This window comes from Vibrio sp. R11-SG3-ISO9, assembly GCF_059834255.1.
The window spans coordinates 20,492-42,088 of record NZ_JCBDGU010000038.1 but is presented as its reverse complement, the minus strand read 5'-3'; the positions used below and the strand labels follow the sequence as shown (position 1 = coordinate 42,088).

The following is a 21,597-nucleotide window of genomic DNA, read 5'->3' as shown; positions in this document are numbered from 1 at the left end:
CTTTATAACGCGGGCTATCAGATTGTCGACTGTAGCCTAGGAATGCGATGGCAACTCTTGTACCACATTCTCCGCTTTTTTATTCTGGTTTTTGCGCCCAAACGTGAATATAACGACCTAAAGAGAGGTAAGGCTCTTGGCGACATAGCTGCTTCTCAAGCTCAAGCACGTCTTCGAATTGATAGTCGCCCATGTACTCCATGTTACCTATGTAATCGCTAAACGAGCGAATGCCCGACTTTCCTTTAATCTCAAGACCCGCCTCTTCTATCCATTGATAGACTTCTTCAGGCTTCAAACCTTTTTGGGGTTGCAGCTTAAACCGTTTTCGATGTGGCATCCCATTTAATACATGAGGAATATTGCCACAAATCACATTTTTAAGGACTAATCCGTGATGGTTGTAAAACATAATTGATGCCACGCCACCCGGTTTAACTTGCTTAAGCAGGATATCCAAAGCCTCTTTTGGATCGGCTAACCACTCCATCACAGCATGAAACATCACCATGTCCACGGGCTCATCCATATGCTGTACAATGTTTTGAACCGGAGAGTGAATAAATCGATACTGTTCAAGCAAGCCGGCTTTATCAATATCTTGCTGTGCTAGTTTCAACATTTCAGAAGAAAGATCACACAGCGACACTTTGTGCCCCAAGCCAGCTATCTTTTGCGACATCTGAGCTAAACCACCTCCTGCATCCAGAATATGCAAAGGTGATTCATCGGTTTTGAATGTGCTTAACGCTTGCTCTAAATCTTCCCATACGATGATCTGACGGATCTCTCCTTTGTCAGAGCCGTAAATATTTTTTGCAAATTTGTGGGCAATATCGTCGAAATTACGGTCTTCAGTCACAGCTACTTGGGTTATCATGTCCTATCGTGCCTGCTATTCTGTCACAGGAATTTCAGGAATAAAGAGGCGATGTCTCTTTTTAGTACTAAGTGATGTTTTTTCGGACTATTCGGATATGTTTGAGCTGAAAAAAGTAGTGTCTTCACTGTTGATGCCACTGCCAGCAATGTTAATTCTCGCTTTTCTGGGCTTAGCCCTTGTTATGTTCACTACAAAACGTAAAACAGGGTGCCTTATCACGCTGTCTGCATTATGTGGCATTTTCCTTATCGCGTTCCAACCTGTTTCTAGCCAACTTCTTATGCCAATGGAACGCCAATACACCGCATTCTTACCGACTAATGAACCTGTCGATTACGTGATGGTGTTGGGTAGCGGCCATGTGGTGGATGACCAAATCCCACCAACGTCTGAACTTAGCCGAACGGGCCTAATGAGACTGAGTGAAGGTATTCGCATTCAACGAATCTACCCGGGTGCTAAGTTGATTCTATCTGGCTATGGTGGTGGTACTGAAGTTAGTAACGCACGTATGATGGCCAAGGTTGCCCTAGCATTAGGCGTAGCCAAGCCTGATATTATCTTGCTTGAGACAGCCAAAGATACATGGGAAGAAGCACGTCAGGCTGCAGCGTTTGTAAAAAACAAGCGAATGGTACTAGTGACTTCCGCTAGCCATATGCAGCGAGCTCTTAACGAGTTCCATGACGCTGGTATCAAGCCAATTCCTGCGCCAACCAATTTCTTAGCTCAAGAAGGCATAGAGCAGCCTTGGAACAAGTACATGCCAAAAGCAATTTACTTGGAGCAAACCGAGCGCTACTGGCACGAAACGATGGGCTTAGTTTGGCAATCACTGCGCGACTGGCTAGATAACCAAAGTTCTGAAATGGGCGAGCCAGTCGTAATCTCCGAGCCATCGATGCTTGATGAAGAAGAGAATGCTACAACCTCTGGTGCAATACCAACGAGCGGCGCACAGCCAGCACACTAATGCTGTATAACATGAATGACCATTACTAATGGCCTATGTTGTTTTCAAGCTGATTCCATAAACAAAAAGCCGAGATACTGAATATCTCGGCTTTTTCAATTTCGCTTGTTGAGCATTTTAATTCTAAGCGTTAATCGCCAGCAAACATGTAGCCTTCACCATGAACCGTCACAAAGATTTGAGGGTTCTTCGGATCAAACTCCATCTTGGCACGCATACGACGAATCAACACGTCAATGGTACGGTCGTTTGGCGCATCAACGCGGTGGCTAATCATATTTAAGATTCGCTCACGGCTTAATACTTGATTCGGGTATGAAGACAGCGCAACCAATAGCTCATATTCTGCTTTGGTTAATTTCACCGGCTCACCGTTTTTGCTCAGAGCGCGGCGAGGAATATCAAATGTCCACTCACCAAAGCGAACGATAGATTCGTCATCCGCCTGCTCAGCGGCACCTGCTGGTGACTTGCGAGCTGCAGAAATTCGCCAAAGTAGGTTTTTCACTCGAACCAGTAACTCGCGAAGTTCGAATGGTTTAGTAACATAATCATCTGCGCCCATCTCTAGGCCTACAATTTTGTCGATGCTATCCGTGCGTCCAGTAACTAAAATAATCCCAATGTCTGATTGACTGCGTAATTCGCGAGTTAGCATCAATCCATCTTCGCCTGGTAAGTTGATGTCCAGCATAATGAGGTCAACGTTATTCTCTTCTAAAACGTTTCTCATTTGAGCGCCGCTTTCTGCTTCGCTTACTGTGTAACCCTCATTCTGGAAATATCCAACCAGCTTACTACGGGTTACCACATCATCTTCAACGACTAATACGTGATAGCTCATCTACACCACTTTTCTTATTTAATAGTTTCAGTGACCATTCTATTCATAACTAGTAACAATTCTAGTAGTACGCAAGATAAAAGCCAGAAACCTGAATTTTTTTTGATACAAGACAATCTTAAACCTTGCTATTTAACCTCCATCGCAATTCAATATAGGCATTACTACTAACGAGTGACTTTGCAATTAGCAAATACAACCGTTAGCAAGCCTTCGTACCGCAGATATTACGAAAGACGATATTAGGATTATTGAGATGAAAGAAACGAAAGCGTTCAATGAACAACGAGCTGAAATCTACTGGTGGCTATCGAGCCTGTTCGCAAAAGAGCTGACTCAAGAAGAACTGGATAACTACCACTCGGTTGAGATTCGTTCGTTTTTAACTGGTCTTGGCGACAATGAGACGCTTAAGCCAGCAATCAATAACCTAGTAGATGCACTTAACCGATTGCAGAATCGTGAAGACGCTCAACTGGAGCTTTCGTCAGATTTTTGCGAGTTGTTCCTTAAGTCAGACAAATACGGTGCTCTACCGTACGCTTCTATTTACTTAGACAAGAGCGGCCTGCTGAACGCCAAGCCAGCTCAAGACATGGAAGCCATCATGGCGTCTTACGGAATCGCCGTAAACCAAGACCTAAAAGAGCCTGCTGATCACCTAGCCATCGAGTTGGACTTCCTAGGCAACATTATCATTCGTTCAAACGACCTCGAGAGCGAGCAAGAATTAGAAGCAGCTTTCACTACACAGCATGAATTTGTTGAACAACAACTTCTCAGCTGGGTTCCACAATTTGCAACGAAATGCCGTGAATTTGATGAGTTTGGTTTTTACGCTTGTGTTGCAGAATTGCTAGCCGCTTTCTGTAAACTTGATGCGCAATATTTGGCTGGTGAATAAATTCACTAATGACTAAAGGCACAATTTAGGTAGAATGTGACAATTCACCCAGATTTCTGGGTGAATTTTATTGCGAGTATTTTCTAGTCAGTCTAAAATTGTGACCGCAAACGATAAAATATGAAACATTCTCGAAATGCTATGCTTTAAATTAGCTAAGAGCATTTCGGTGTTAAGACAAGCCGCTCTCATTAGCGGTTTTTTGTTTTTTAGCACTTTAGTACCGAGAGAGCCCTACACATTCTAAGCTCTTGTTCTGGTAGCTTAAAACGGCTACTTGCTCCGTACTGCTGAGGAAGTAGCTATCAATAGGATAAAGCCATGGCAACTATAAAAGATGTCGCTCGCTTAGCCGGCGTATCAACAACCACCGTTTCTCACGTGATCAACAAGACACGTTTCGTAGCAGAAGCGACTCAAGAAAAAGTAAACAAAGCCGTAGACGAATTAAATTATGCACCAAGTGCCGTTGCCCGTAGTTTGAAATGTAACTCTACGCGCACAATCGGTATGTTAGTAACTCAATCAACTAACCTATTCTTCTCTGAAGTGATCGATGGTGTGGAAAGTTACTGTTACCGTCAAGGCTATACGCTGATTCTATGTAACACAGGTGGTATCTACGAAAAGCAACGTGACTACATCCGAATGCTTGCTGAAAAGCGTGTAGATGGCATCTTAGTAATGTGTTCTGACCTAACGGAAGAACTTCGTGAAATGCTTGACCGTCATGCAGACATTCCAAAAGTTGTTATGGATTGGGGTCCTGAAAGTTCACAAGCAGATAAGATCATCGACAACTCTGAAGAAGGTGGCTACCTAGCGACTAAATACCTAGTTGAACGCGGGCATGAACGTATTGCATGTCTAAGTGGTCACTTAGATAAAGCGGCATGTGTCGAACGTATCGCTGGTTACCGTCGTGCACTTGCAGAGGCAGACATTCAAGCTGATGACAACCTAATCCTTGAAGGTAACTTCGAGTGTGATACGGCTGTTATCGCTGCAGATAAAATCGCTGCAATGGAAAATCGCCCTACCGCGGTATTCTGTTTTAACGATACGATGGCGCTTGGTCTTATGAGCCGCCTACAACAGCAAGGTATTAAGATCCCTGAAGATATTTCAGTGATTGGTTACGACAATATTGAGTTGGCAGAGTACTTCTCACCGCCGTTGACGACTGTTCACCAACCAAAACGTCGTGTCGGTAAGAACGCGTTCGAAATCCTGCTAGAACGTATCAAAGACAAAGACCACGAAAAACGTGTGTTCGAGATGCATCCAGAGATCATTGAGCGTGCGACAGTAAAAACGTTAAAATAACGTAAACTTTAGAAAAATCTAATAAAACGCACCGTTTGGTGCGTTTTTTTTATTTGTCAAAAATAAAAACCCAGTTGCATATCAAGACAACAATTAACTGAATTAAGATCACATTTTAGAATAACAAGTGTGAACCTCATTCAACAAAAAACTTTATTCTTGATTATACAGTCACGCACAGGGCAAATCACTTGAAAGGGTGAGACGCAAAGCCTCCGGCCTAACCCATTATTGGTATGGTAGCGGGGTTACCGATGGCAAAATGCAGTATTTCCTACCTTTAGTAGTAATTTACGGCTTATTGACAATTTTATTGCGACATTTTGCTAATCTCTCGGACCTGCTTATTTGGTGGCGTAATTCAAATACACCGAGATAAACAATATGGATAAACCGATACTCAAGGACTCAATGAAGTTATTTGAGCCACTTGGAAAGATAAAGTCACGCTCAATGTTTGGCGGTTTCGGCCTTTTTGCCGATGACACCATGTTTGCATTGGTCGTAAACAATCAGTTGCACATTCGAGCTGATAAGAATACTACTTCACAATTTGAACAACAGGGCTTCGAACCTTACGTTTACAAAAAGCGTGGATTCCCAGTCGTTACTAAGTATTTTGCCCTCCCAGAAGACCTCTGGCAGACTCAAGAACGTATTATCGAGCTGGCAAAAGCTTCCCTTAACTGTGCTAAAGAAGAGAAACAAATCCAATCATCGGCGAAACCGACTCGATTGAAAGATTTGCCAAACCTTCGACTTGCCACAGAGCGAATGTTGAAAAAAGCAGGGATCGATACCGTTGAAAGCTTGTATGAGTCAGGTTCTGTTAATGCATACAAAGCCATTAAAGAGTCTCATTCATCAAGTGTGAGCTTAGAGCTACTTTGGGCGCTTGAAGGTGCAATCAACGGCACTCATTGGTCAGTGATACCTCAGCAGCGACGTGACGAACTCATCAGCTCTATTAATTAGGTCCAAATCACTTAATTGTAAAAAGCCACATTAATGTGGCTTTTTTTATTTTCTTTTGAAAGTTAATCTTTCCTTCTCCTGTCTAACTATACTAACTATAAGCAAAAGATTAAGGGACGCTCCCATGAGTAAGAAAATGATTTTAGGCATAATTTTAGTTGCCACGATAGTGTTACTAGCCGTTAACTTTGGTCAATACTTAACGCTTGAAAATGCCAAGGCTCAGCAGGCACTTCTTAACGACTACATAGAGAGTAACTTTGTTGTTGCAGCTGCAACCTACTTCATCCTCTATATCATGATTACCGCTTTCTCTATTCCAGGCGCTGCTGTAGTTACGCTGCTCGGGGCGGCGCTATTCGGCTTTTGGACTAGTTTATTACTCGTGTCGTTTGCAAGTACCATAGGTGCAACACTAGCGTTTTTGAGTAGCCGTTTTCTACTGCGTGACTGGGTGCAAGGTAAGTTTGGCGATAAGCTGTCGACCATTAACCAAGGCGTAGAAAAAGATGGTGCATTCTACCTATTCTCTTTACGTTTGATTCCGGTATTCCCATTTTTCTTAATTAACTTACTAATGGGCTTAACACCTATCTCTGTAGGACGCTACTATTTGACTAGCCAATTAGGAATGCTTCCTGGCACTGCAGTTTACTTAAACGCAGGTACTCAGTTGGCAGAGATCGATTCGCTATCAGGCATCGTATCCCCTTCTGTACTGCTTTCTTTCGCACTGCTTGGCGTTTTCCCAATTGCTGCAAAATGGATTATGGGTAAGTTTCGTTCGGCGCCAGTCGCGGAATAGATAAGGAAAATTGATGAAGATATTCAGTGCTGCAAACCCAACAGAGGCTCACATAATATGTGGGCTTCTAGAGAGTGAAAAAATTGCCTGTGAAGTGCGTGGTGAAGGATTGTTTGGTTTAAAGGGAGAAATCCCTTTCTCTGAAGAAACAGACCCATATGTGTGGCTCTACGAGCCTTCTGATGCAACAGCAGCACTAAACCTCATCAATGCTTATAAGAAGCAACAAGATTCCATCATCTATGAAGAGTGGCGCTGTAGTCAGTGTCACGAGGTCAATGAAGCCCAGTTTGGTTCTTGTTGGCAGTGTGGTTCACCTTGCCCTGAAACATAAGTTTTGTAAAAACGAGTCCCTAAAAAAACAGGAAGCGTAATAGCTTCCTGTTTTTTTGTATCTCGTTATGTCAAGTGAACAATGCTTCACCAAACTCACGTTATTTGATTTGCTTTTGAATAAACTCAATAGAGCGCTGGTTGAACTCTTCGGGTTGCTCCACGTTACAAACGTGACCACAGTTAGCAATTTCCACCAGCTCACTCGATTTATGTGCCGCCACCATCTCTTTAACGGGCTTGATGAACATGTAGTCACGCTCTCCCATCAGATACAAGGTTGGAATAGGTAGCTCTCGCTCTTTGAAGTAACGCATCAACGGGTTAACGTCAGCAGTAAGAATAAACCAGCGCTTGAACTCTTTTTGGCACAGCTTTTTCGCTTCGCGAATGAAAAGGTGTCTAGACTCTCGCTGACTCTTTTGTGGCATAACAATGTAAGCAAACAGGCTGTAAAGCCACATATAAGGAATAATATGTTTACTTAAGTTACCTAATTTAACCAAGACTTGAGAGCGCGTATTCAAACGCGTTACAGCACCGCCGAGTACCATTGAACGAACACGCTCTGCAGCCAACTCAGCCACATTTCGAACGATAATAGTTCCTAAGGACATTCCAACAAAATGCGCTGAACGAATTTTTAGGTGATCGAGCACTTTAAGAATATCGAGCGTTACCGCTTTGAATGTGTAACGGTTACTGATCAGCTCTTTTAATAAATTGTCGGATTTACCGTGACCTCTCAAGTCAATCAGCAGCAAATTAAAGTGCTGTTTGTAAGCTTTGATCTGCTTAAACCAAATGGACGAACTCCCACCAGCACCGTGGACGAAAACGACCCACTCATCACTGGTCGGGTGATTGAATGTTTTATGGAATAATAAACTCTCAGACATACCTTTCGCTTTAATTCTACTTATTTGCTTGAGCACCATTGCTAGATGCTTGGTAATGATAGCACGCTATTAAACCGATTAAGTGATAGTAGTGTCAATCATCTTATCAGCGTTCTGAATAGCTCAACCACAATTACTCCCAAAGCGTTATATGAAACTAACGGTAGCTCAACAGTTAACTTAGACACTAACAGTGACACTTTAAAAACAAAAAAAGGTGTTCACAATGGAACACCTTACTTTTCAAATACACAAGTTACAACGCGGTGTGATACATCTCTAAATAGGATTTAGCAGCATCTTCCCAGCTAAAATTCTGTTGCATTGCATAGAGCTGAACGCGACGAACTTCTGCAGGTTTTTGTGCATAAAGCAACAAAGAGCGATGCAATACCGAGAGTAAAGCCTGAGGGGTTGGCTCGCAAAAAGCAAAGCCTGTGGCCAGTTCAGTGTTGTCATCGTAATGATTAACGCTGTCTTTTAAGCCGCCTACTGAGCGAACGATAGGTAGAGTGCCATAAGCCATGCTATAAATCTGATTCAAGCCACAAGGCTCAAATTCAGATGGCATTAAAAAGAAGTCTGAACCGGCTTCAACCAAGTGAGCCAACTCGTTGTTGTAAGCTTCAACAAACGAAAACTTCTCTGAATGCAGCGCGGAAAGCTCTTTAAGCTGGCTTGCTAATACGGGATCACCTGTACCCACAATCACGATTTGCAGTTCATTCTTGAGGAACTCTTCAATGATCGGAATTAAGTAGTGAACACCCTTCTGGTTAGTCAGGCGACATACCATGCCATACACGGCGCAATCAGATTCAGGTAAACCAACTTCTTGCTGCAGCTTTTGCTTACAAGCGGATTTGCCTCGAGCCATACTGTGCTTCGTTGCTTTGTATTTGCGCGGTAGATAAGCATCCGTTTCTGGGTTCCATGAACCGTAATCGCAGCCGTTTAAAATACCAAACAAGTCATCAGAACGTTGTTGGAACTCTCGCGCCATACCGTGGCTTCCAAGCTCTGTTTTTAGCTCTTCAGCGTACGTCGGGCTAACGGCATTGATCTTATCTGCGCACATCACACCAGCCTTTAGCATAGTGACATGGGTGTCACTTACCGCGGCTTCAGGCACATATCGACCGTGCATTTCTGGTAAGTTCTGCAGTTCATCATAAGAGAACACGCCCTTAAAGACGGCATTGTGTATCGAAATAACACTGCGTATCTCTTTGAAAAAATCGTGCTCTTGATAGCGAGACTTCAACAGGTATGGAACAAAGCCAGTGTGCCAATCGTTAGCATGCACAATATCTGGCTGGAAACCAAGCTTTGGCAACATGTCTAAACAAGCAGCGCTAAAAAACGCGAACCTTTCACCATTGTCAGCGTAAGCTTGGTTGTTCTCAGCGTACATCTCTGGGCGATCAAAGTATTGTGGACATTCAATACCAAAGACTTGAACGCCTTCAACGCTTAACTTTTTAACTTGATAAGCCGTATGAGGCCAGTGATCGAGCTCAGTCGATAGGATAACTTCAGCTGATTCGATATTCGGGATTTTGCTATATGCGGGGATGGTCACTCGAACGTCCTGTTCGAGTGTTTGTAACGCTTTAGGCAGTGCCTTGGCTACATCAGCCAAGCCACCACTTTTAATTAAACCTTCAACTTCAGACGCTACAAAAAGTACCGAGAGAGTCTTAGTAACCAACTCGTGCTCCTTTAGGGATTACTACAACACCATCTTCTGAAACATGGTAGTGCTTTTTATCTTCTTTCAGATTCACGCCGATTTGAGTGCCCGGTGCGATATCTGCATCTTTATCGACGATAACACGGCGAAGAACACAGCCCTCACCCACTTTAACGTCACCAAGTAAGATACTTTCGCTGATATCACAAGCAGATGCAATATTACTGCGGAAACCAAGTACACACTTCTCGATTCGAGAGCCGCGTACGTAACTACCGTTACATACTAAGCTATCGATGATCTGTACTCGCCCGTTTGCAGAATCTGTAAAGGTTGCCGGCGGTAGTGGCGGGTAGTAAGTGTGAAGAGGCCATTTACGGTTGTATAGAGAGAATGGCGCATCTTTTTCTAGCAAGTCCATGTGTGCCTGCCAGTAAGCGTCAATCGTACCCACATCGCGCCAGTAAACTTCCTCTTTCTCGCCAGTAATACGGTTTGTGCTGAAGTCATAAACAAACACGTCACCACGTGGGAACATGTTTGGAATAATGTCTTTGCCAAAGTCATGAGATGAGCCTTCGCGATCTGCATCTTCTACCAGTTCAGCAAACAGTTCGTTCGCTTCAAATACATAGTTACCCATTGAAACGAGTGCCGAATCAGGGTCGCCAGGGATTGACTTAGGATTTGCAGGCTTCTCTTCAAAGCCGATCATACGCCCTTCCGCATCAACTTCGATAACACCGAACTCTGATGCTTCAGCCAAAGGCATACGTAGAGCAGAAACCGTCAGCGCCGCTTTCTTCTCTTTATGGAAATCAAGCATTTGCTTAATGTCCATTTTGTAGATGTGGTCAGAACCAAAGATACAAACTTGATCTGGTTCTTCTAGTTGCATGAAGCGAAGGTTTTGATAAATCGCATCCGCCGTACCTTCATACCAACGCTTACCCGTACGCATCTGCGCAGGAATTGGGTCGATGAATCTATCTGTTATCCCACTGATATTCCAGCCTTTTTTCATGTGATGGAATAGTGACTGCGACTTAAACTGTGTCAAAACGTAGATCTTCATAAGATCCGCATTTACGAAATTGTTTAAAGCAAAATCAATTAAGCGGTAGCTTCCGCCAAATGGAACCGAGGGTTTGCTGCGAGATTCAGTTAAAGGTCTTAAACGAGAGCCTTCACCGCCAGCAAGAATCATTCCCAATACACCAGCCATTTTATTCTCCATATATTTATAGCTTGTCGATGTTGGTACTTAGTTTAGGGGTAAGCCTATGGGGGTAAGCACCAACTCTTATTTTAGGCACTTAGTACATATCCATTCATATTCAGTGACAAAATACTAAGCCAAACGTTGTTATATGTGCACTATGCTTTGCACTTGGTTTTATATACGTTATCGACTTTTCAGTCGATTTCAATTTTTAATATGCCATTCTGTGGTATGTGAAACGATTGCTTTTCTAAGTCTCAAAGCAGCTCACATTACACAGACTTTCAGAAACATTACATTAACAATGAAAACACATGCCTTCTACATCAAAATACTGATCTGCTAATTACAATATTTTAATTTAGTTACATTAATGTTAACGCTCGCAAAGAAATCATACTTTCTTTTCTAAATTATTTCATACCTCAAAAGAATTATTTTTTCAGCCTTGAGACAATTATTGCACTGTGTTGCATAAAAACTCATATTCAACACAAAAAAAAGCAGCCAAACTAGGCTGCTTTTTACTCACTATTTTTCTTTTGGCTTTTTGCGCTTATCTGTGACTTCCCATTTTCCGTCAATAAACAGCGCTGTCCAACCAGAAGGTTTGCCGTCGACCTCGGTTCGTACGTAGTTCTCTTTGGTCTTACGACTAAAGCGAACCACTGTCGGCTTACCGTCTGGGTCAGCAACAGGAGCTGTCGTCAGGTATTGGAATTTCGGCGAAATGCGGTCTTTAAAGCGAACCAACTCTTCCACTAATGGTGCACGCGTTTCACGTGATTTAGGGAAATTACTTGCCGCCATAAATAGACCAGAAGCACCGTCACGCAGTACAAAGTACGCATCTGAGTTTTCACATGGAAGCTCAGGGAAGTGAACAGGGTCTTCTTTCGGTGGCGCAACCTCACCGTTTTTCAGAATCTTACGTGTGTTCTTACAATCGTCGTTGGTACAGTCCATGTATTTACCGAAGCGACCGTTTTTCAGAACCATATCTGAACCACACTTGTCACATTCAACAACAGGACCATCGTAGCCTTTAACTTTGAACTCGCCGTGCTCTACAACGTAACCATCACAGTTCGGGTTGTTACCACAAACGTGCATCTTACGCTTGTCATCGATCAGGTAAGCGTCCATCGCTGTTTCACAGATAGGACAACGCTTCTTAGCTCGCAGTGCAGCAGTTTCAACGTCTTCCTCAAGAACATTGATAATGCCTTCTTCATCGCCAAGGTTAATCGTTGTCTTACAACGCTCTTTTGGTGGCAATGCATAACCTGAACAGCCAAGGAATACACCAGTAGAAGCAGTACGGATACCCATGTTGCGACCACACGTCGGACACTCAATATCAGTTTCTACGATGTGGTTTGGCTTCATGCCGCCAGCCGCTTCATCAAGGTCCGCTTTTTCGAGATCACCGGTGAAATCTGTAAAGAAGTTGTCTAGAACGCCTTTCCAGTTCGCTTCACCTTCCGCAATTTGGTCTAACTTCTGCTCCATACGAGCAGTAAAGTCATAGTTCATCAGATCGTTAAAGCTCTGGTCGAGACGGTCAGTAACAATCTCACCCATCTTTTCAGCGTAAAAGCGACGCTGCTCAACCTTCACGTAACCACGATCTTGGATCGTTGAGATGATTGATGCGTAAGTCGATGGACGACCGATACCACGTTTTTCAAGCTCTTTAACCAAAGCTGCTTCAGTGTAACGTGCAGGTGGCTTAGTAAAGTGCTGCTTAGGATCAAGCGTCACAAGTTTAAGCTTATCGCCTAGCTCAACCGATGGCAGGATAGTGTCATCGTTCTTACCCATAGGGCGTTGTACACGAGTCCAACCATCAAACTTAAGGATACGCCCTTTAGCTTTCAGAGTGTACTCGTCTGCTTTTACACTGATTGTTGTTGAATCGTATTGTGCAGGCGTCATTTGACACGCGACAAATTGATTCCAGATCAATGAGTACAGTTTGTGAGCATCAGCATCAACGCCTTTTAGGTCTTCAGACTTAACGTCAACACTTGATGGGCGGATCGCTTCGTGCGCCTCTTGTGCGCCCTCTTTGCTGCCGTAAACAAGTGGTTTAGCTGGTAAATACTTATCACCAAACTCAGAGTTAATGTACTCACGCGCCATATCTACAGCTTCTGAGCTCAAGTTCGTCGAGTCAGTACGCATATACGTGATGTAACCCGCTTCATAGAGTCGCTGAGCCAACATCATCGTCTTCTTAACGCCATAACCCAAGCGAGTACTCGCGGCTTGTTGTAGCGTCGACGTAATATAAGGTGCTGAAGGTTTACTCTTAGTTGGGCGGTCTTCACGCTTGCACACTTCGTATTCTGCTTTTTCTAGAATACTCAGTGCTGCTTTTGTCTGTTCTTCGTTTTCAGGCTTGAAAGCAACACCTGCTTTCTGAGCGACCTGAAGACGGAAATCGGTTTTATCGCCTGTTTGCGTATCAGCGTGGATATCCCAGAACTCTTCTGGAATGAACGCATTGATCTCACGCTCACGCTCTACCAGCAGCTTAACGGCTACCGACTGTACACGACCTGCAGAAAGACCACGTGCTACTTTTTTCCAAAGTAGTGGCGAAACCATGAAACCTACAACACGGTCCATGAATCGACGCGCTTGTTGAGCGTTCACGCCATCAATATTGAGCTCACCCGGAGTTTCGAACGCTTGCTGAATCGCGTTCTTGGTGATCTCGTTAAATACTACTCGTTTATATCTCGCTTCATCGCCACCGATGATCTCACGAAGGTGCCATGCGATAGCTTCTCCCTCGCGGTCCAAATCGGTTGCGAGATATACATGGTCTGCATTCTCAGCTAGCTTTTGGAGTTCAGCCACGACTTTTTCTTTGCCTGGCAGAACCTGATAGTTCGCTTCCCAATCTTTATATGGGTTGATACCCATCTTTTTGATGAGTGCTTTGCGATCTTTTTCTTTCTTGATACGAGCTTTCTCTTCTGGGCTCATACCCTTTGTTGAAACAGCAGCCGCCTTCTTGCCTGTGCTTTGTCCCGCCGTTGGTAAGTCACGTACGTGACCTACACTCGACTTAACGACAAAGTCTTTGCCAAGATATTTATTGATAGTTTTTGCCTTGGCTGGCGACTCCACTATAACGAGCGATTTACCCATATTGACACTAACGTCCTTAATCACGATGCTTCAGCACCAACAAATCAACTGTGGGCTTTTACGCATGATATTCTAAATTCATTGCTTCTTTTTTTACTATTGTGCGAGATTAAAAGAAGATCAACCGCTTTTTTCAAAATTGGATCTGATCGCTCGACAATTCAGCGACTCAGTTGAGAAAAGGGGCACAATAGGATTTGAGACTAAAGTACAATCAAACCGTACTTCAAAACGCCTGTTTTTCAAGCTTCTTATATAAACGGGGTCATACTAATCTTGTCTATGTTTCAATGGCGAGCCCTGTTCAATTATTTTTGTCATAAATCACAAAATATCGAACATAAAATCGAAAACTCCTATTCGACTTGGGGTCAGGTCATTGAATTTCTACTCTGTCGCTCTAAACTCCATCTATCCATCGTTATTAGAGAATCTCAATGAGTAAACAAGTAATCACAGAGTTCGACCTTCTGCTTATCGCAAACCAAGTCATTCAATCTCACGCTGACTATATAGAGGGAATGCGCGCAGATAGCGTTACAGAGAAAGATGATGTATTGGTATTCAAAGGCGAATACTTCTTGGACAGCAATGGTCTACCGACCGAAAATACCACCGCAGTATTCAACATGTTCAAGTACCTAGCGCACCACCTGTCTAAAGAATTCACGCTACAACAGTAACGCTCGAATAGAAAATTTTGCTTGAGCTGAAACTGCTTCAAGAGCGATAGATCGACAAGCGGTCACCATAACGGCTTCAGTTAAGTCGACATAGACAAAGCCAAACTACCAAATAAAAAGCTTGCCCTTAAGCAAGCTTTTTTAATTTCCAATGTACTATCGGCTAAGCATTTTCAGCTTGTCAAAGTAGTCAGGGAAAGTCTTCGACGTACAACCAGGATCGTTAATCGTCACAGGAGTATCGCTCAGCGCCACCAAAGAGAAACACATTGCCATGCGGTGATCGTCGTACGTATCGATTGCCGCATGTTTAAGCTCAGAAACAGGCTGAACAATGATGTAGTCCTCACCCTCTTCCACTTCCGCACCCACTTTACGTAATTCTGTCGCCATCGCAGCAAGACGATCGGTCTCTTTTACGCGCCAGTTGTATACATTGCGAATCGCCGTTGTGCCTTCAGCAAACAGAGCTGTCGTTGCAATCGTCATCGCGGCATCAGGGATATGGTTGTAATCCATATCAATACCTTTTAACTGACCAACACGAGAGATAACGTAATCGTCGCCCCACTCAATCTCAGCACCCATTTTTTCGAGTGCGTCTGCAAACTGAATATCACCTTGGATACTGTTTTTACCAATACCCGTTACCTTGATCTCACCACCTTTAATCGCAGCAGCTGCTAGGAAGTAAGATGCTGATGAGGCATCACCTTCTACAAGGAAATCGCCCGGCGCAACGTATTGCTGGCCAGTTGGGATAACGAACTCTTGATAGTCGTTGTTAATCACATCAACACCGAACTGTTTCATAATATGTAGAGTAATGTCGATGTAAGGCTTAGATACCAGCTCACCTTCGATCTTGATGGTGATTTCGCCCTCAGCTAAAGGTGCAGCCATTAGAAAAGCTGTTAGGAATTGGCTAGAGATCGAACCGTCAATTGATACGGTACCGCTCTTCAAGCCCGTGCCTTTGATTTTTAATGGCGGGTAGTTTTCATTTTCTAAATATTCAACGTCAGCGCCACCTTCTCGTAGAGCAGTCACTAAGTGGCCAATCGGGCGCTCTTTCATGCGCGGCTCACCCGTCAATACGTATTCACCAGAACCTAAACATAGTGCTGCGGCAAGTGGACGCATCGCCGTGCCCGCGTTACCAAGAAACAGTTCTAACGCCTCTTGGCTTGCAAATGCACCACCAAGACCTTCAACTTCACAAACCGTTTTGTCATCTGACAGTTGGTAGTTGACACCTAGCTTAGTTAAAGCATTCAGCATATGACGAATATCGTCACTGTCTAGAAGGTTAGTTAGGCGTGTTTTGCCACTCGAAAGTGCTGCAAGTAGCAACGCTCGGTTAGAAACACTTTTAGAGCCAGGTAGGTTAACTTCCCCACTCACTTTTTGTATTGGTTGTAACGTAAGGCTTTCCATTAAATCTATTTAATCCTTGTATCACCTGACTGACCGTCTTCGATTTATTTTCAGGCGATGAATAATTCTTCGTAATTGCAGACTAACGAACTTTTTCGATGAACTCCAGAGCAAATCGACCAGAAAAACCTCAATCAGTCACCAAACGAAGTGTAATTTTAAACTAGTACACTAGGTCAACACGTACACCGTCTGAAAAGTACAGAATTCTTACGTCATCACCGCGAGAGAAAAGCATCGAGCTGTCGACATCTTGAATAATATTGATCAGCTTATTGTCGTCGGTTTTTACCAATAACTCGACAAGCTTGTACTCAACTCGATATGGACTATTGGCTCTGTTTCTTGCGATACTTGCACCCGCCACAGCACCGACGGCTGTCGCCACTTCTTTACCGGTACCGCCACCAAACTGATTACCAATCAAACCACCAATAGCCGCGCCAAGTAGCGTTTCCCAACCATTGGCTTTTGACTCTACAATCTCCTGTTGAGTGATATAACGCACGGTATCAATCTCACCATACACAACATCATTGACCGGTCGAGCTTGATTCCTGTTATAGGCTGCATTTGCTATAAGAGGCAAAAACAGTAAAATCCAAAGCAATTTCTTCATGACAACACTCCTAACGACCTTTGGTCTATGTAAATCTATAAGCGATAGCAATGACTATATACTTAACAGAGTTGGATACTACTAGTATAGAATTCCCTTCACCATTTGAAGCACTTGATGATCCAAACGGATTACTGGCTTTTGGTGGCGATCTTTCTCCTGCGCGTATTCTCAATGCATATAGTCATGGCATTTTTCCATGGTACGGGCCTGGCGAACCTATCCTTTGGTGGAGCCCAGCTCCGCGAGCCGTATTTAATCCTAAGACATTTCAACCAGCTAAAAGTCTCAAAAAATTTCAGCGTAAACACAACTACCGTGTAAGCATCAACCTAGCGACCGACAGAGTGATTGGCCTTTGCTCATCATTACGCCCCGCTGAAGAGACATGGTTAAACCAAGATATGCAGCGCTCTTACATCGAACTAGCGAAAATGGGACATTGTCACTCCGTTGAAGTATGGAACGAAGACGAGTTGGTCGGAGGTTTGTATGGCATCCTTCGTGGTGAGCTTTTTTGTGGTGAGTCGATGTTTAGTACCCAGACCAACGCCTCGAAGATCGCCCTATGGTATTTTTGCCGTCATTTCTCACAATATGGCGGGCAACTGATTGATTGCCAAGTAATGAACCCTCATTTGGAGTCGCTCGGTGCAATGGAGATCGAAAGAGAGACTTTTCTAGAATCTCTGTCATTATTAAAAGAGCGTTCTATTGCAGCAGAGTGCTTTCAACCACAATGGCTCGAGGATTGTTCGGAATGAGTTCAGGCTTACATCAGATCAGAATCGGATTAACCGATAATCATAGTTGTAGCTACCTACCAGAGAGGCAAGAGCGTGTGGCTGTTACTCTCGACGAACACATGCACACACCTGATAACTATGAAGTTCTATTGGCCAACGGTTTCCGTCGCAGTGGCGCGACCATATACAAACCTCATTGCGATAATTGCTCTTCTTGTCACGCATTAAGGTTAGCCATCCCAGAGATACAGCTTTCAAAAAGCCAGAAGCGCCTTCTTAACAAAGCCAAGTCATTTAAATGGGTCATGAAACCACAAATGGATGAGATGTGGTTTGAACTGTATAGCCGTTATATTACGGCTCGTCATCGCTCTGGAACTATGTATCCACCGAAGAAAGATGAATTTTTGCAGTTTTCTAAAAACGATTGGCTAAATACTCAATATTTACACATCTACCAAGATGAAAAATTGGTGGCGATTGCCGTTACTGATGTGATGAGTCAAAGCACCAGTGCGTTTTATACCTTTTTCGACCCTGAGATCGATTTATCGCTAGGCACACTGGGAGTTTTGTTTCAAATTCAACATGCTCAACAACTCCAAAAACAGTGGCTGTATTTGGGTTATCAAATCGACGAATGCCCCGCTATGAACTATAAAGTGCGATTTCAACGTCATCAAAGGCTAGTAAATCAAGTGTGGCAAGGGTAGAATACGCCACAACTTTACATAATTTGATTTTGACGGCACAATCATCGCCGTTGAAAACCGCCAAATGTCGAAAGAGGATTAGATGGCTAAAGAAGACGTAATCGAGATGCAAGGCACTGTCCTTGATACTCTACCAAACACAATGTTCCGTGTTGAGCTTGAAAACGGTCACGTAGTGACAGCACACATCTCTGGTAAAATGCGTAAGAACTACATCCGTATTCTTACTGGTGACAAAGTAACTGTTGAGATGACTCCATACGACCTTTCTAAAGGCCGCATCGTCTTCCGTGCTCGTTAATGTCTCATTAGTGAATACGATAAGAAGCGGAGCCTAGTGCTCCGTTTTTTATTGCCTGACATTTGGCGCTTTGCCTTAACCGCTTTTCTTTATCTTTCTCCGCTCTCTTCGTATCTCGTATCTCGCATCTCGCATCTCGCATCTCGCATCTTCAAAGCATAAAAAAACGCACGACCGAAGCCGTACGTTTTAATTGATGTTTATAAAAGAGAATGATTAGTGCATCACTTCTTCTTTCGCACCAACATAGCTAAATTGAAGCTCATCTTTCTTCAGCGTTACTTTCACAGTACCACCGTCAACTAAACTACCAAACAGCAATTCATTTGCCAGAGGCTTCTTAAGCTGCTCTTGAATCACACGCCCCATTGGACGAGCACCCATCGCTTTGTCGTAGCCTTTTTCAGCTAACCAATGACGAGCATCTTCTGATACTTCCAGAGATACGCCACGAGCATCTAGCTGAACTTGTAGCTCAACAATAAACTTATCAACCACTTGACTAATGACAGTCGGATCTAAGCTGTTAAACCAGATGATATTATCAAGACGGTTACGGAACTCTGGAGTGAACACTTTCTTGATAGCACCCATCGCATCTGGCGCGTGATCTTGCTGGATCAAGCCGATCGATTTCTTCTCTGTTTCAGCCACACCTGCGTTAGTTGTCATCACTAGGATCACGTTACGGAAATCCGCTTTACGTCCGTTGTTATCCGTTAGAGTACCGTTATCCATTACTTGCAGTAGTAGGTTGAAGATATCAGGATGCGCTTTCTCAATCTCGTCTAGCAGTACAACAGAGTGAGGGTTTTTGATAACCGCATCTGTCAATAGACCGCCTTGATCGTAACCAACATAACCAGGAGGCGCACCAATCAAACGGCTCACCGAGTGACGCTCACCGTACTCAGACATATCAAAACGCAGCAGCTCAATACCCATCAGTTTCGATAGTTGTACTGTCACTTCCGTTTTACCTACGCCTGTTGGGCCAGCGAACAAGAATGAACCTACTGGTTTGTTATCTGCACCTAGACCCGCACGTGTAAGCTTAATCGCCTCACTCAATGCATCGATTGCCGTATCTTGGCCAAACACCAACATTTTCATACGGTCATCTAGGTTTTGCAGAATGTCTTTATCCGAAGAAGAGACTGACTTTTCAGGGATACGAGCCATCTTAGCAACCATAGATTCAATATCAGCAACGCTAACCGTTTTCTTACGGCGGCTTGCTGGAGCTAAGCGACTACGAGCACCCGCTTCATCAATCACGTCAATCGCCTTATCAGGAAGGTGACGTTCATTAATGTACTTAGCCGATAACTCTACTGCAGCACGAAGGGCTTTATTGGTGTAGCGAACCTCGTGATGCGCTTCGTACTTAGGCTTAAGACCGATAAGGATCTTGGTTGTGTCATCAAGTGATGGCTCAACAATATCAATTTTCTGGAATCGGCGAGACAATGCACGCTCTTTCTCAAAAATACTACTGTACTCTTGATAAGTCGTTGAACCAATGCAACGTAACTTACCGCTACTCAGTAGAGGTTTAATTAAGTTTGCAGCATCTACTTGGCCGCCCGATGCTGCACCTGCACCGATAATGGTGTGGATCTCATCGATGAATAGGATTGCGTCTTCTTCTTTCTCTAACTGTTTCAGAATCGCTTTAAAACGCTTCTCAAAGTCACCACGGTATTTAGTACCCGCAAGTAGAGAACCAATATCCAAAGAGTAGATAACGCTGCTTTGAATCACTTCCGGCACCTGGCCTTCTACAATTCTCCACGCAAGGCCTTCCGCAATCGCGGTTTTACCCACGCCCGCTTCACCAACAAGTAGAGGGTTATTTTTACGACGACGGCATAGTACTTGGATTGTGCGTTCTAGCTCTTTATCACGCCCAATCAGTGGATCGATGTTGCCTTTCTTCGCTACTTCGTTAAGGTTGGTCGCAAAGTTTTCAAGTCTGTCTTCTGAACTCGCCTCTTCTGCGTTTTCAGCACCAAACGAGTCAGACGATGAAGCACTGTCGCCTTCATTACTTGCTTTAGTGATACCGTGAGAAATAAAGTTAACAATATCTAAGCGACTGATATCGTTCTTCTTCAACAGGTAGGCTGCGTGAGATTCTTGCTCACTAAAGATGGCAACAAGGACATTAGCACCGGTTACTTCGCTGCGGCCCGATGATTGAACATGGAAAACAGCACGCTGCAGTACACGCTGGAAACTAAGTGTTGGTTGAGTTTCTCGCGTTTCGTCGCTTTCTGGGATAAGAGGAGTGGTTTGATCAATAAAAATATCGAGTTCGTTACGCAAGGCGTCAAGATCGGCTTGGCATGCCAATAACGCTTCCTTAGCCGCATCATTTTCTAATAATGCAAGTAGGAGGTGCTCGACAGTCATAAACTCATGTCGCTTTTCTCGCGCTCGAGCAAAAGCGCCGTTCAAGCTTGATTCTAATTCTTTATTCAGCATAAGTACCTCCTAAGGGAACAACAGTGTTGTCCGAACAAGTCTTTAAGCTTGCTCCATTGTACATAGTAGCGGATGCTCATTTTCCTTTGAATACATCGTCACTTGCGCTACTTTTGTTTCCGCTATCTCTGCGCTGTAAGTCCCACAGATAGCTTTACCTTCATAATGAACCTTGAGCATAATTTCCGTTGCTTTCTCGATATCTAGTGAGAAGAATCGCTCTAGGATCTCGATTACAAAGTCCATTGGCGTGTAGTCATCGTTATTAAGTACGACGTTATACATTGCCGGTGGCTTAACTTTCGTTTTTTCTTTCTCCAGTAAATCAGAGCCTGGAGCCGCCCATTCAAAGTTTCTACTCATGTTAGCTTTGCTAAGGTTATTTTTGGAAATCGGACATGTGCGATACTTAAATCTACCACATTCACCGTTTAGGGTGTACTAAGAAACGGTGTTAGAAAACGAGACCAAAAATCAAACCCATACATTGAGCCTAATCCACCATTTACCTTGCTGCAAATAAAAGATGCCTATTGCGTCGATTAACATATGTGATTGATTAAAAAGGCAGCATAAACATACGCAAAACAAA

At 43.7% G+C, this 21,597-nt stretch carries 20 protein-coding genes and 1 riboswitch; of the genes, 10 read left to right on the top strand and 10 right to left on the bottom strand.

Features of this window, described 5'->3' with window-relative positions:
* Positions 1-79: 79 nt before the first annotated feature.
* Positions 80-862, bottom strand: coding sequence for a tRNA uridine 5-oxyacetic acid(34) methyltransferase CmoM (gene cmoM, locus AC6R05_RS11845; protein WP_500647523.1), 783 nt, complete (start codon positions 860-862; stop codon positions 80-82).
* Between the two features lie 115 nt (positions 863-977).
* Between cmoM and elyC the strand changes: the two genes are divergently transcribed.
* Positions 978-1,856, top strand: a complete 879-nt coding sequence (gene elyC, locus AC6R05_RS11840; RefSeq protein WP_500647464.1) for an envelope biogenesis factor ElyC — start codon at positions 978-980, stop codon at positions 1,854-1,856.
* A gap of 130 nt (positions 1,857-1,986) precedes the next feature.
* On the opposite strand, the gene torR is transcribed toward elyC, so the two are convergent.
* A complete protein-coding gene (gene torR / locus AC6R05_RS11835; protein WP_500647463.1) occupies positions 1,987-2,700 on the bottom strand; it encodes a two-component system response regulator TorR in 714 nt (237 codons plus the stop codon).
* 256 nt (positions 2,701-2,956) lie between these two features.
* On the opposite strand from torR, the gene torD reads away from it, so the two are divergent.
* The 5 genes from torD to AC6R05_RS11810 all read left to right on the top strand — a co-directional run bounded on the left by torD (position 2,957) and on the right by AC6R05_RS11810 (position 7,044).
* Positions 2,957-3,604, top strand: a complete 648-nt coding sequence (torD, locus tag AC6R05_RS11830; protein WP_500647462.1) for a molecular chaperone TorD — start codon at positions 2,957-2,959, stop codon at positions 3,602-3,604.
* A 321-nt stretch (positions 3,605-3,925) separates the two neighbouring features.
* Entirely contained in the window at positions 3,926-4,930 is a 1,005-nt protein-coding gene (gene purR / locus AC6R05_RS11825) for an HTH-type transcriptional repressor PurR (RefSeq protein WP_032549435.1), read from the top strand.
* Between the two features lie 171 nt (positions 4,931-5,101).
* A riboswitch (cyclic di-GMP riboswitch) is annotated at positions 5,102-5,186 on the top strand.
* A gap of 128 nt (positions 5,187-5,314) precedes the next feature.
* Positions 5,315-5,905: a TfoX/Sxy family DNA transformation protein gene (locus AC6R05_RS11820; RefSeq protein WP_032549436.1), complete on the top strand. Its 591-nt coding sequence runs from the start codon at positions 5,315-5,317 to the stop codon at positions 5,903-5,905.
* Between the two features lie 124 nt (positions 5,906-6,029).
* Entirely contained in the window at positions 6,030-6,710 is a 681-nt protein-coding gene (locus tag AC6R05_RS11815; protein WP_150871818.1) for a TVP38/TMEM64 family protein, read from the top strand.
* 13 nt (positions 6,711-6,723) lie between these two features.
* The gene (locus tag AC6R05_RS11810) at positions 6,724-7,044 is read left to right on the top strand and encodes a putative signal transducing protein (RefSeq protein WP_032549439.1); all 321 of its coding nucleotides are present in this window, start codon (positions 6,724-6,726) and stop codon (positions 7,042-7,044) included.
* 100 nt (positions 7,045-7,144) lie between these two features.
* Here AC6R05_RS11810 and AC6R05_RS11805 read toward each other — a convergent pair whose 3' ends face one another.
* The 4 genes from AC6R05_RS11805 to topA all read right to left on the bottom strand — a co-directional run bounded on the left by AC6R05_RS11805 (position 7,145) and on the right by topA (position 14,019).
* A complete protein-coding gene (locus tag AC6R05_RS11805; RefSeq protein ID WP_032549440.1) occupies positions 7,145-7,942 on the bottom strand; it encodes an alpha/beta fold hydrolase in 798 nt (265 codons plus the stop codon).
* Positions 7,943-8,198: 256 nt separating this feature from the next.
* Positions 8,199-9,653 carry a glycogen synthase GlgA gene (glgA, locus tag AC6R05_RS11800; protein WP_500647461.1) on the bottom strand — a complete coding sequence of 485 codons (1,455 nt, stop codon included), beginning with the start codon at positions 9,651-9,653 and terminating at the stop codon, positions 8,199-8,201.
* Complete coding sequence (glgC, locus tag AC6R05_RS11795) at positions 9,643-10,872, bottom strand: glucose-1-phosphate adenylyltransferase (RefSeq protein WP_084181813.1); 1,230 nt, start codon at positions 10,870-10,872, stop codon at positions 9,643-9,645. The genes glgA and glgC overlap by 11 nt, the downstream gene beginning before the upstream one ends.
* A gap of 516 nt (positions 10,873-11,388) precedes the next feature.
* Positions 11,389-14,019, bottom strand: coding sequence for a type I DNA topoisomerase (gene topA / locus AC6R05_RS11790; protein WP_152468460.1), 2,631 nt, complete (start codon positions 14,017-14,019; stop codon positions 11,389-11,391).
* Positions 14,020-14,456: 437 nt separating this feature from the next.
* Here topA and AC6R05_RS11785 point away from each other — a divergent pair, with 437 nt between their 5' ends.
* Positions 14,457-14,702, top strand: coding sequence for a YciN family protein (locus AC6R05_RS11785; protein WP_150871813.1), 246 nt, complete (start codon positions 14,457-14,459; stop codon positions 14,700-14,702).
* 156 nt (positions 14,703-14,858) lie between these two features.
* Here AC6R05_RS11785 and aroA read toward each other — a convergent pair whose 3' ends face one another.
* A complete protein-coding gene (gene aroA, locus AC6R05_RS11780) occupies positions 14,859-16,139 on the bottom strand; it encodes a 3-phosphoshikimate 1-carboxyvinyltransferase (RefSeq protein ID WP_500647460.1) in 1,281 nt (426 codons plus the stop codon).
* Positions 16,140-16,302: 163 nt separating this feature from the next.
* Positions 16,303-16,758, bottom strand: a complete 456-nt coding sequence (locus AC6R05_RS11775; protein ID WP_500647459.1) for an outer membrane lipoprotein — start codon at positions 16,756-16,758, stop codon at positions 16,303-16,305.
* Positions 16,759-16,808: 50 nt separating this feature from the next.
* On the opposite strand from AC6R05_RS11775, the gene aat reads away from it, so the two are divergent.
* The 3 genes from aat to infA all read left to right on the top strand — a co-directional run bounded on the left by aat (position 16,809) and on the right by infA (position 18,518).
* A complete protein-coding gene (aat, locus tag AC6R05_RS11770; RefSeq protein WP_285464166.1) occupies positions 16,809-17,522 on the top strand; it encodes a leucyl/phenylalanyl-tRNA--protein transferase in 714 nt (237 codons plus the stop codon).
* Positions 17,519-18,217 carry an arginyltransferase gene (locus tag AC6R05_RS11765; RefSeq protein WP_500647458.1) on the top strand — a complete coding sequence of 233 codons (699 nt, stop codon included), beginning with the start codon at positions 17,519-17,521 and terminating at the stop codon, positions 18,215-18,217. Before aat ends, AC6R05_RS11765 begins: the two co-directional genes overlap by 4 nt.
* A gap of 82 nt (positions 18,218-18,299) precedes the next feature.
* Positions 18,300-18,518, top strand: a complete 219-nt coding sequence (gene infA, locus AC6R05_RS11760; RefSeq protein WP_001040192.1) for a translation initiation factor IF-1 — start codon at positions 18,300-18,302, stop codon at positions 18,516-18,518.
* Positions 18,519-18,734: 216 nt separating this feature from the next.
* Here infA and clpA read toward each other — a convergent pair whose 3' ends face one another.
* Together clpA and clpS are read right to left on the bottom strand one after the other, a co-directional pair.
* Complete coding sequence (gene clpA / locus AC6R05_RS11755) at positions 18,735-21,005, bottom strand: ATP-dependent Clp protease ATP-binding subunit ClpA (RefSeq protein WP_032549454.1); 2,271 nt, start codon at positions 21,003-21,005, stop codon at positions 18,735-18,737.
* A gap of 42 nt (positions 21,006-21,047) precedes the next feature.
* Positions 21,048-21,368, bottom strand: coding sequence for an ATP-dependent Clp protease adapter ClpS (gene clpS / locus AC6R05_RS11750; protein ID WP_032549455.1), 321 nt, complete (start codon positions 21,366-21,368; stop codon positions 21,048-21,050).
* Positions 21,369-21,597 lie beyond the last annotated feature (229 nt).

Coding starts and splice junctions, on each gene's coding strand:
- AC6R05_RS11810 (WP_032549439.1), top strand. CDS start 6,724: ATGAAGATATTCAGTGCTGCAAACCCAACAGAGGCTCACATAATATGT.
- AC6R05_RS11815 (WP_150871818.1), top strand. CDS start 6,030: ATGAGTAAGAAAATGATTTTAGGCATAATTTTAGTTGCCACGATAGTG.
- clpA (WP_032549454.1), bottom strand. CDS start 21,005: ATGCTGAATAAAGAATTAGAATCAAGCTTGAACGGCGCTTTTGCTCGA.
- AC6R05_RS11805 (WP_032549440.1), bottom strand. CDS start 7,942: ATGTCTGAGAGTTTATTATTCCATAAAACATTCAATCACCCGACCAGT.
- AC6R05_RS11775 (WP_500647459.1), bottom strand. CDS start 16,758: ATGAAGAAATTGCTTTGGATTTTACTGTTTTTGCCTCTTATAGCAAAT.
- AC6R05_RS11820 (WP_032549436.1), top strand. CDS start 5,315: ATGGATAAACCGATACTCAAGGACTCAATGAAGTTATTTGAGCCACTT.
- clpS (WP_032549455.1), bottom strand. CDS start 21,368: ATGAGTAGAAACTTTGAATGGGCGGCTCCAGGCTCTGATTTACTGGAG.
- torD (WP_500647462.1), top strand. CDS start 2,957: ATGAAAGAAACGAAAGCGTTCAATGAACAACGAGCTGAAATCTACTGG.
- topA (WP_152468460.1), bottom strand. CDS start 14,019: ATGGGTAAATCGCTCGTTATAGTGGAGTCGCCAGCCAAGGCAAAAACT.
- purR (WP_032549435.1), top strand. CDS start 3,926: ATGGCAACTATAAAAGATGTCGCTCGCTTAGCCGGCGTATCAACAACC.
- glgC (WP_084181813.1), bottom strand. CDS start 10,872: ATGGAGAATAAAATGGCTGGTGTATTGGGAATGATTCTTGCTGGCGGT.
- infA (WP_001040192.1), top strand. CDS start 18,300: ATGGCTAAAGAAGACGTAATCGAGATGCAAGGCACTGTCCTTGATACT.
- aroA (WP_500647460.1), bottom strand. CDS start 16,139: ATGGAAAGCCTTACGTTACAACCAATACAAAAAGTGAGTGGGGAAGTT.
- aat (WP_285464166.1), top strand. CDS start 16,809: ATGACTATATACTTAACAGAGTTGGATACTACTAGTATAGAATTCCCT.
- AC6R05_RS11785 (WP_150871813.1), top strand. CDS start 14,457: ATGAGTAAACAAGTAATCACAGAGTTCGACCTTCTGCTTATCGCAAAC.
- AC6R05_RS11765 (WP_500647458.1), top strand. CDS start 17,519: ATGAGTTCAGGCTTACATCAGATCAGAATCGGATTAACCGATAATCAT.
- torR (WP_500647463.1), bottom strand. CDS start 2,700: ATGAGCTATCACGTATTAGTCGTTGAAGATGATGTGGTAACCCGTAGT.
- elyC (WP_500647464.1), top strand. CDS start 978: ATGTTTGAGCTGAAAAAAGTAGTGTCTTCACTGTTGATGCCACTGCCA.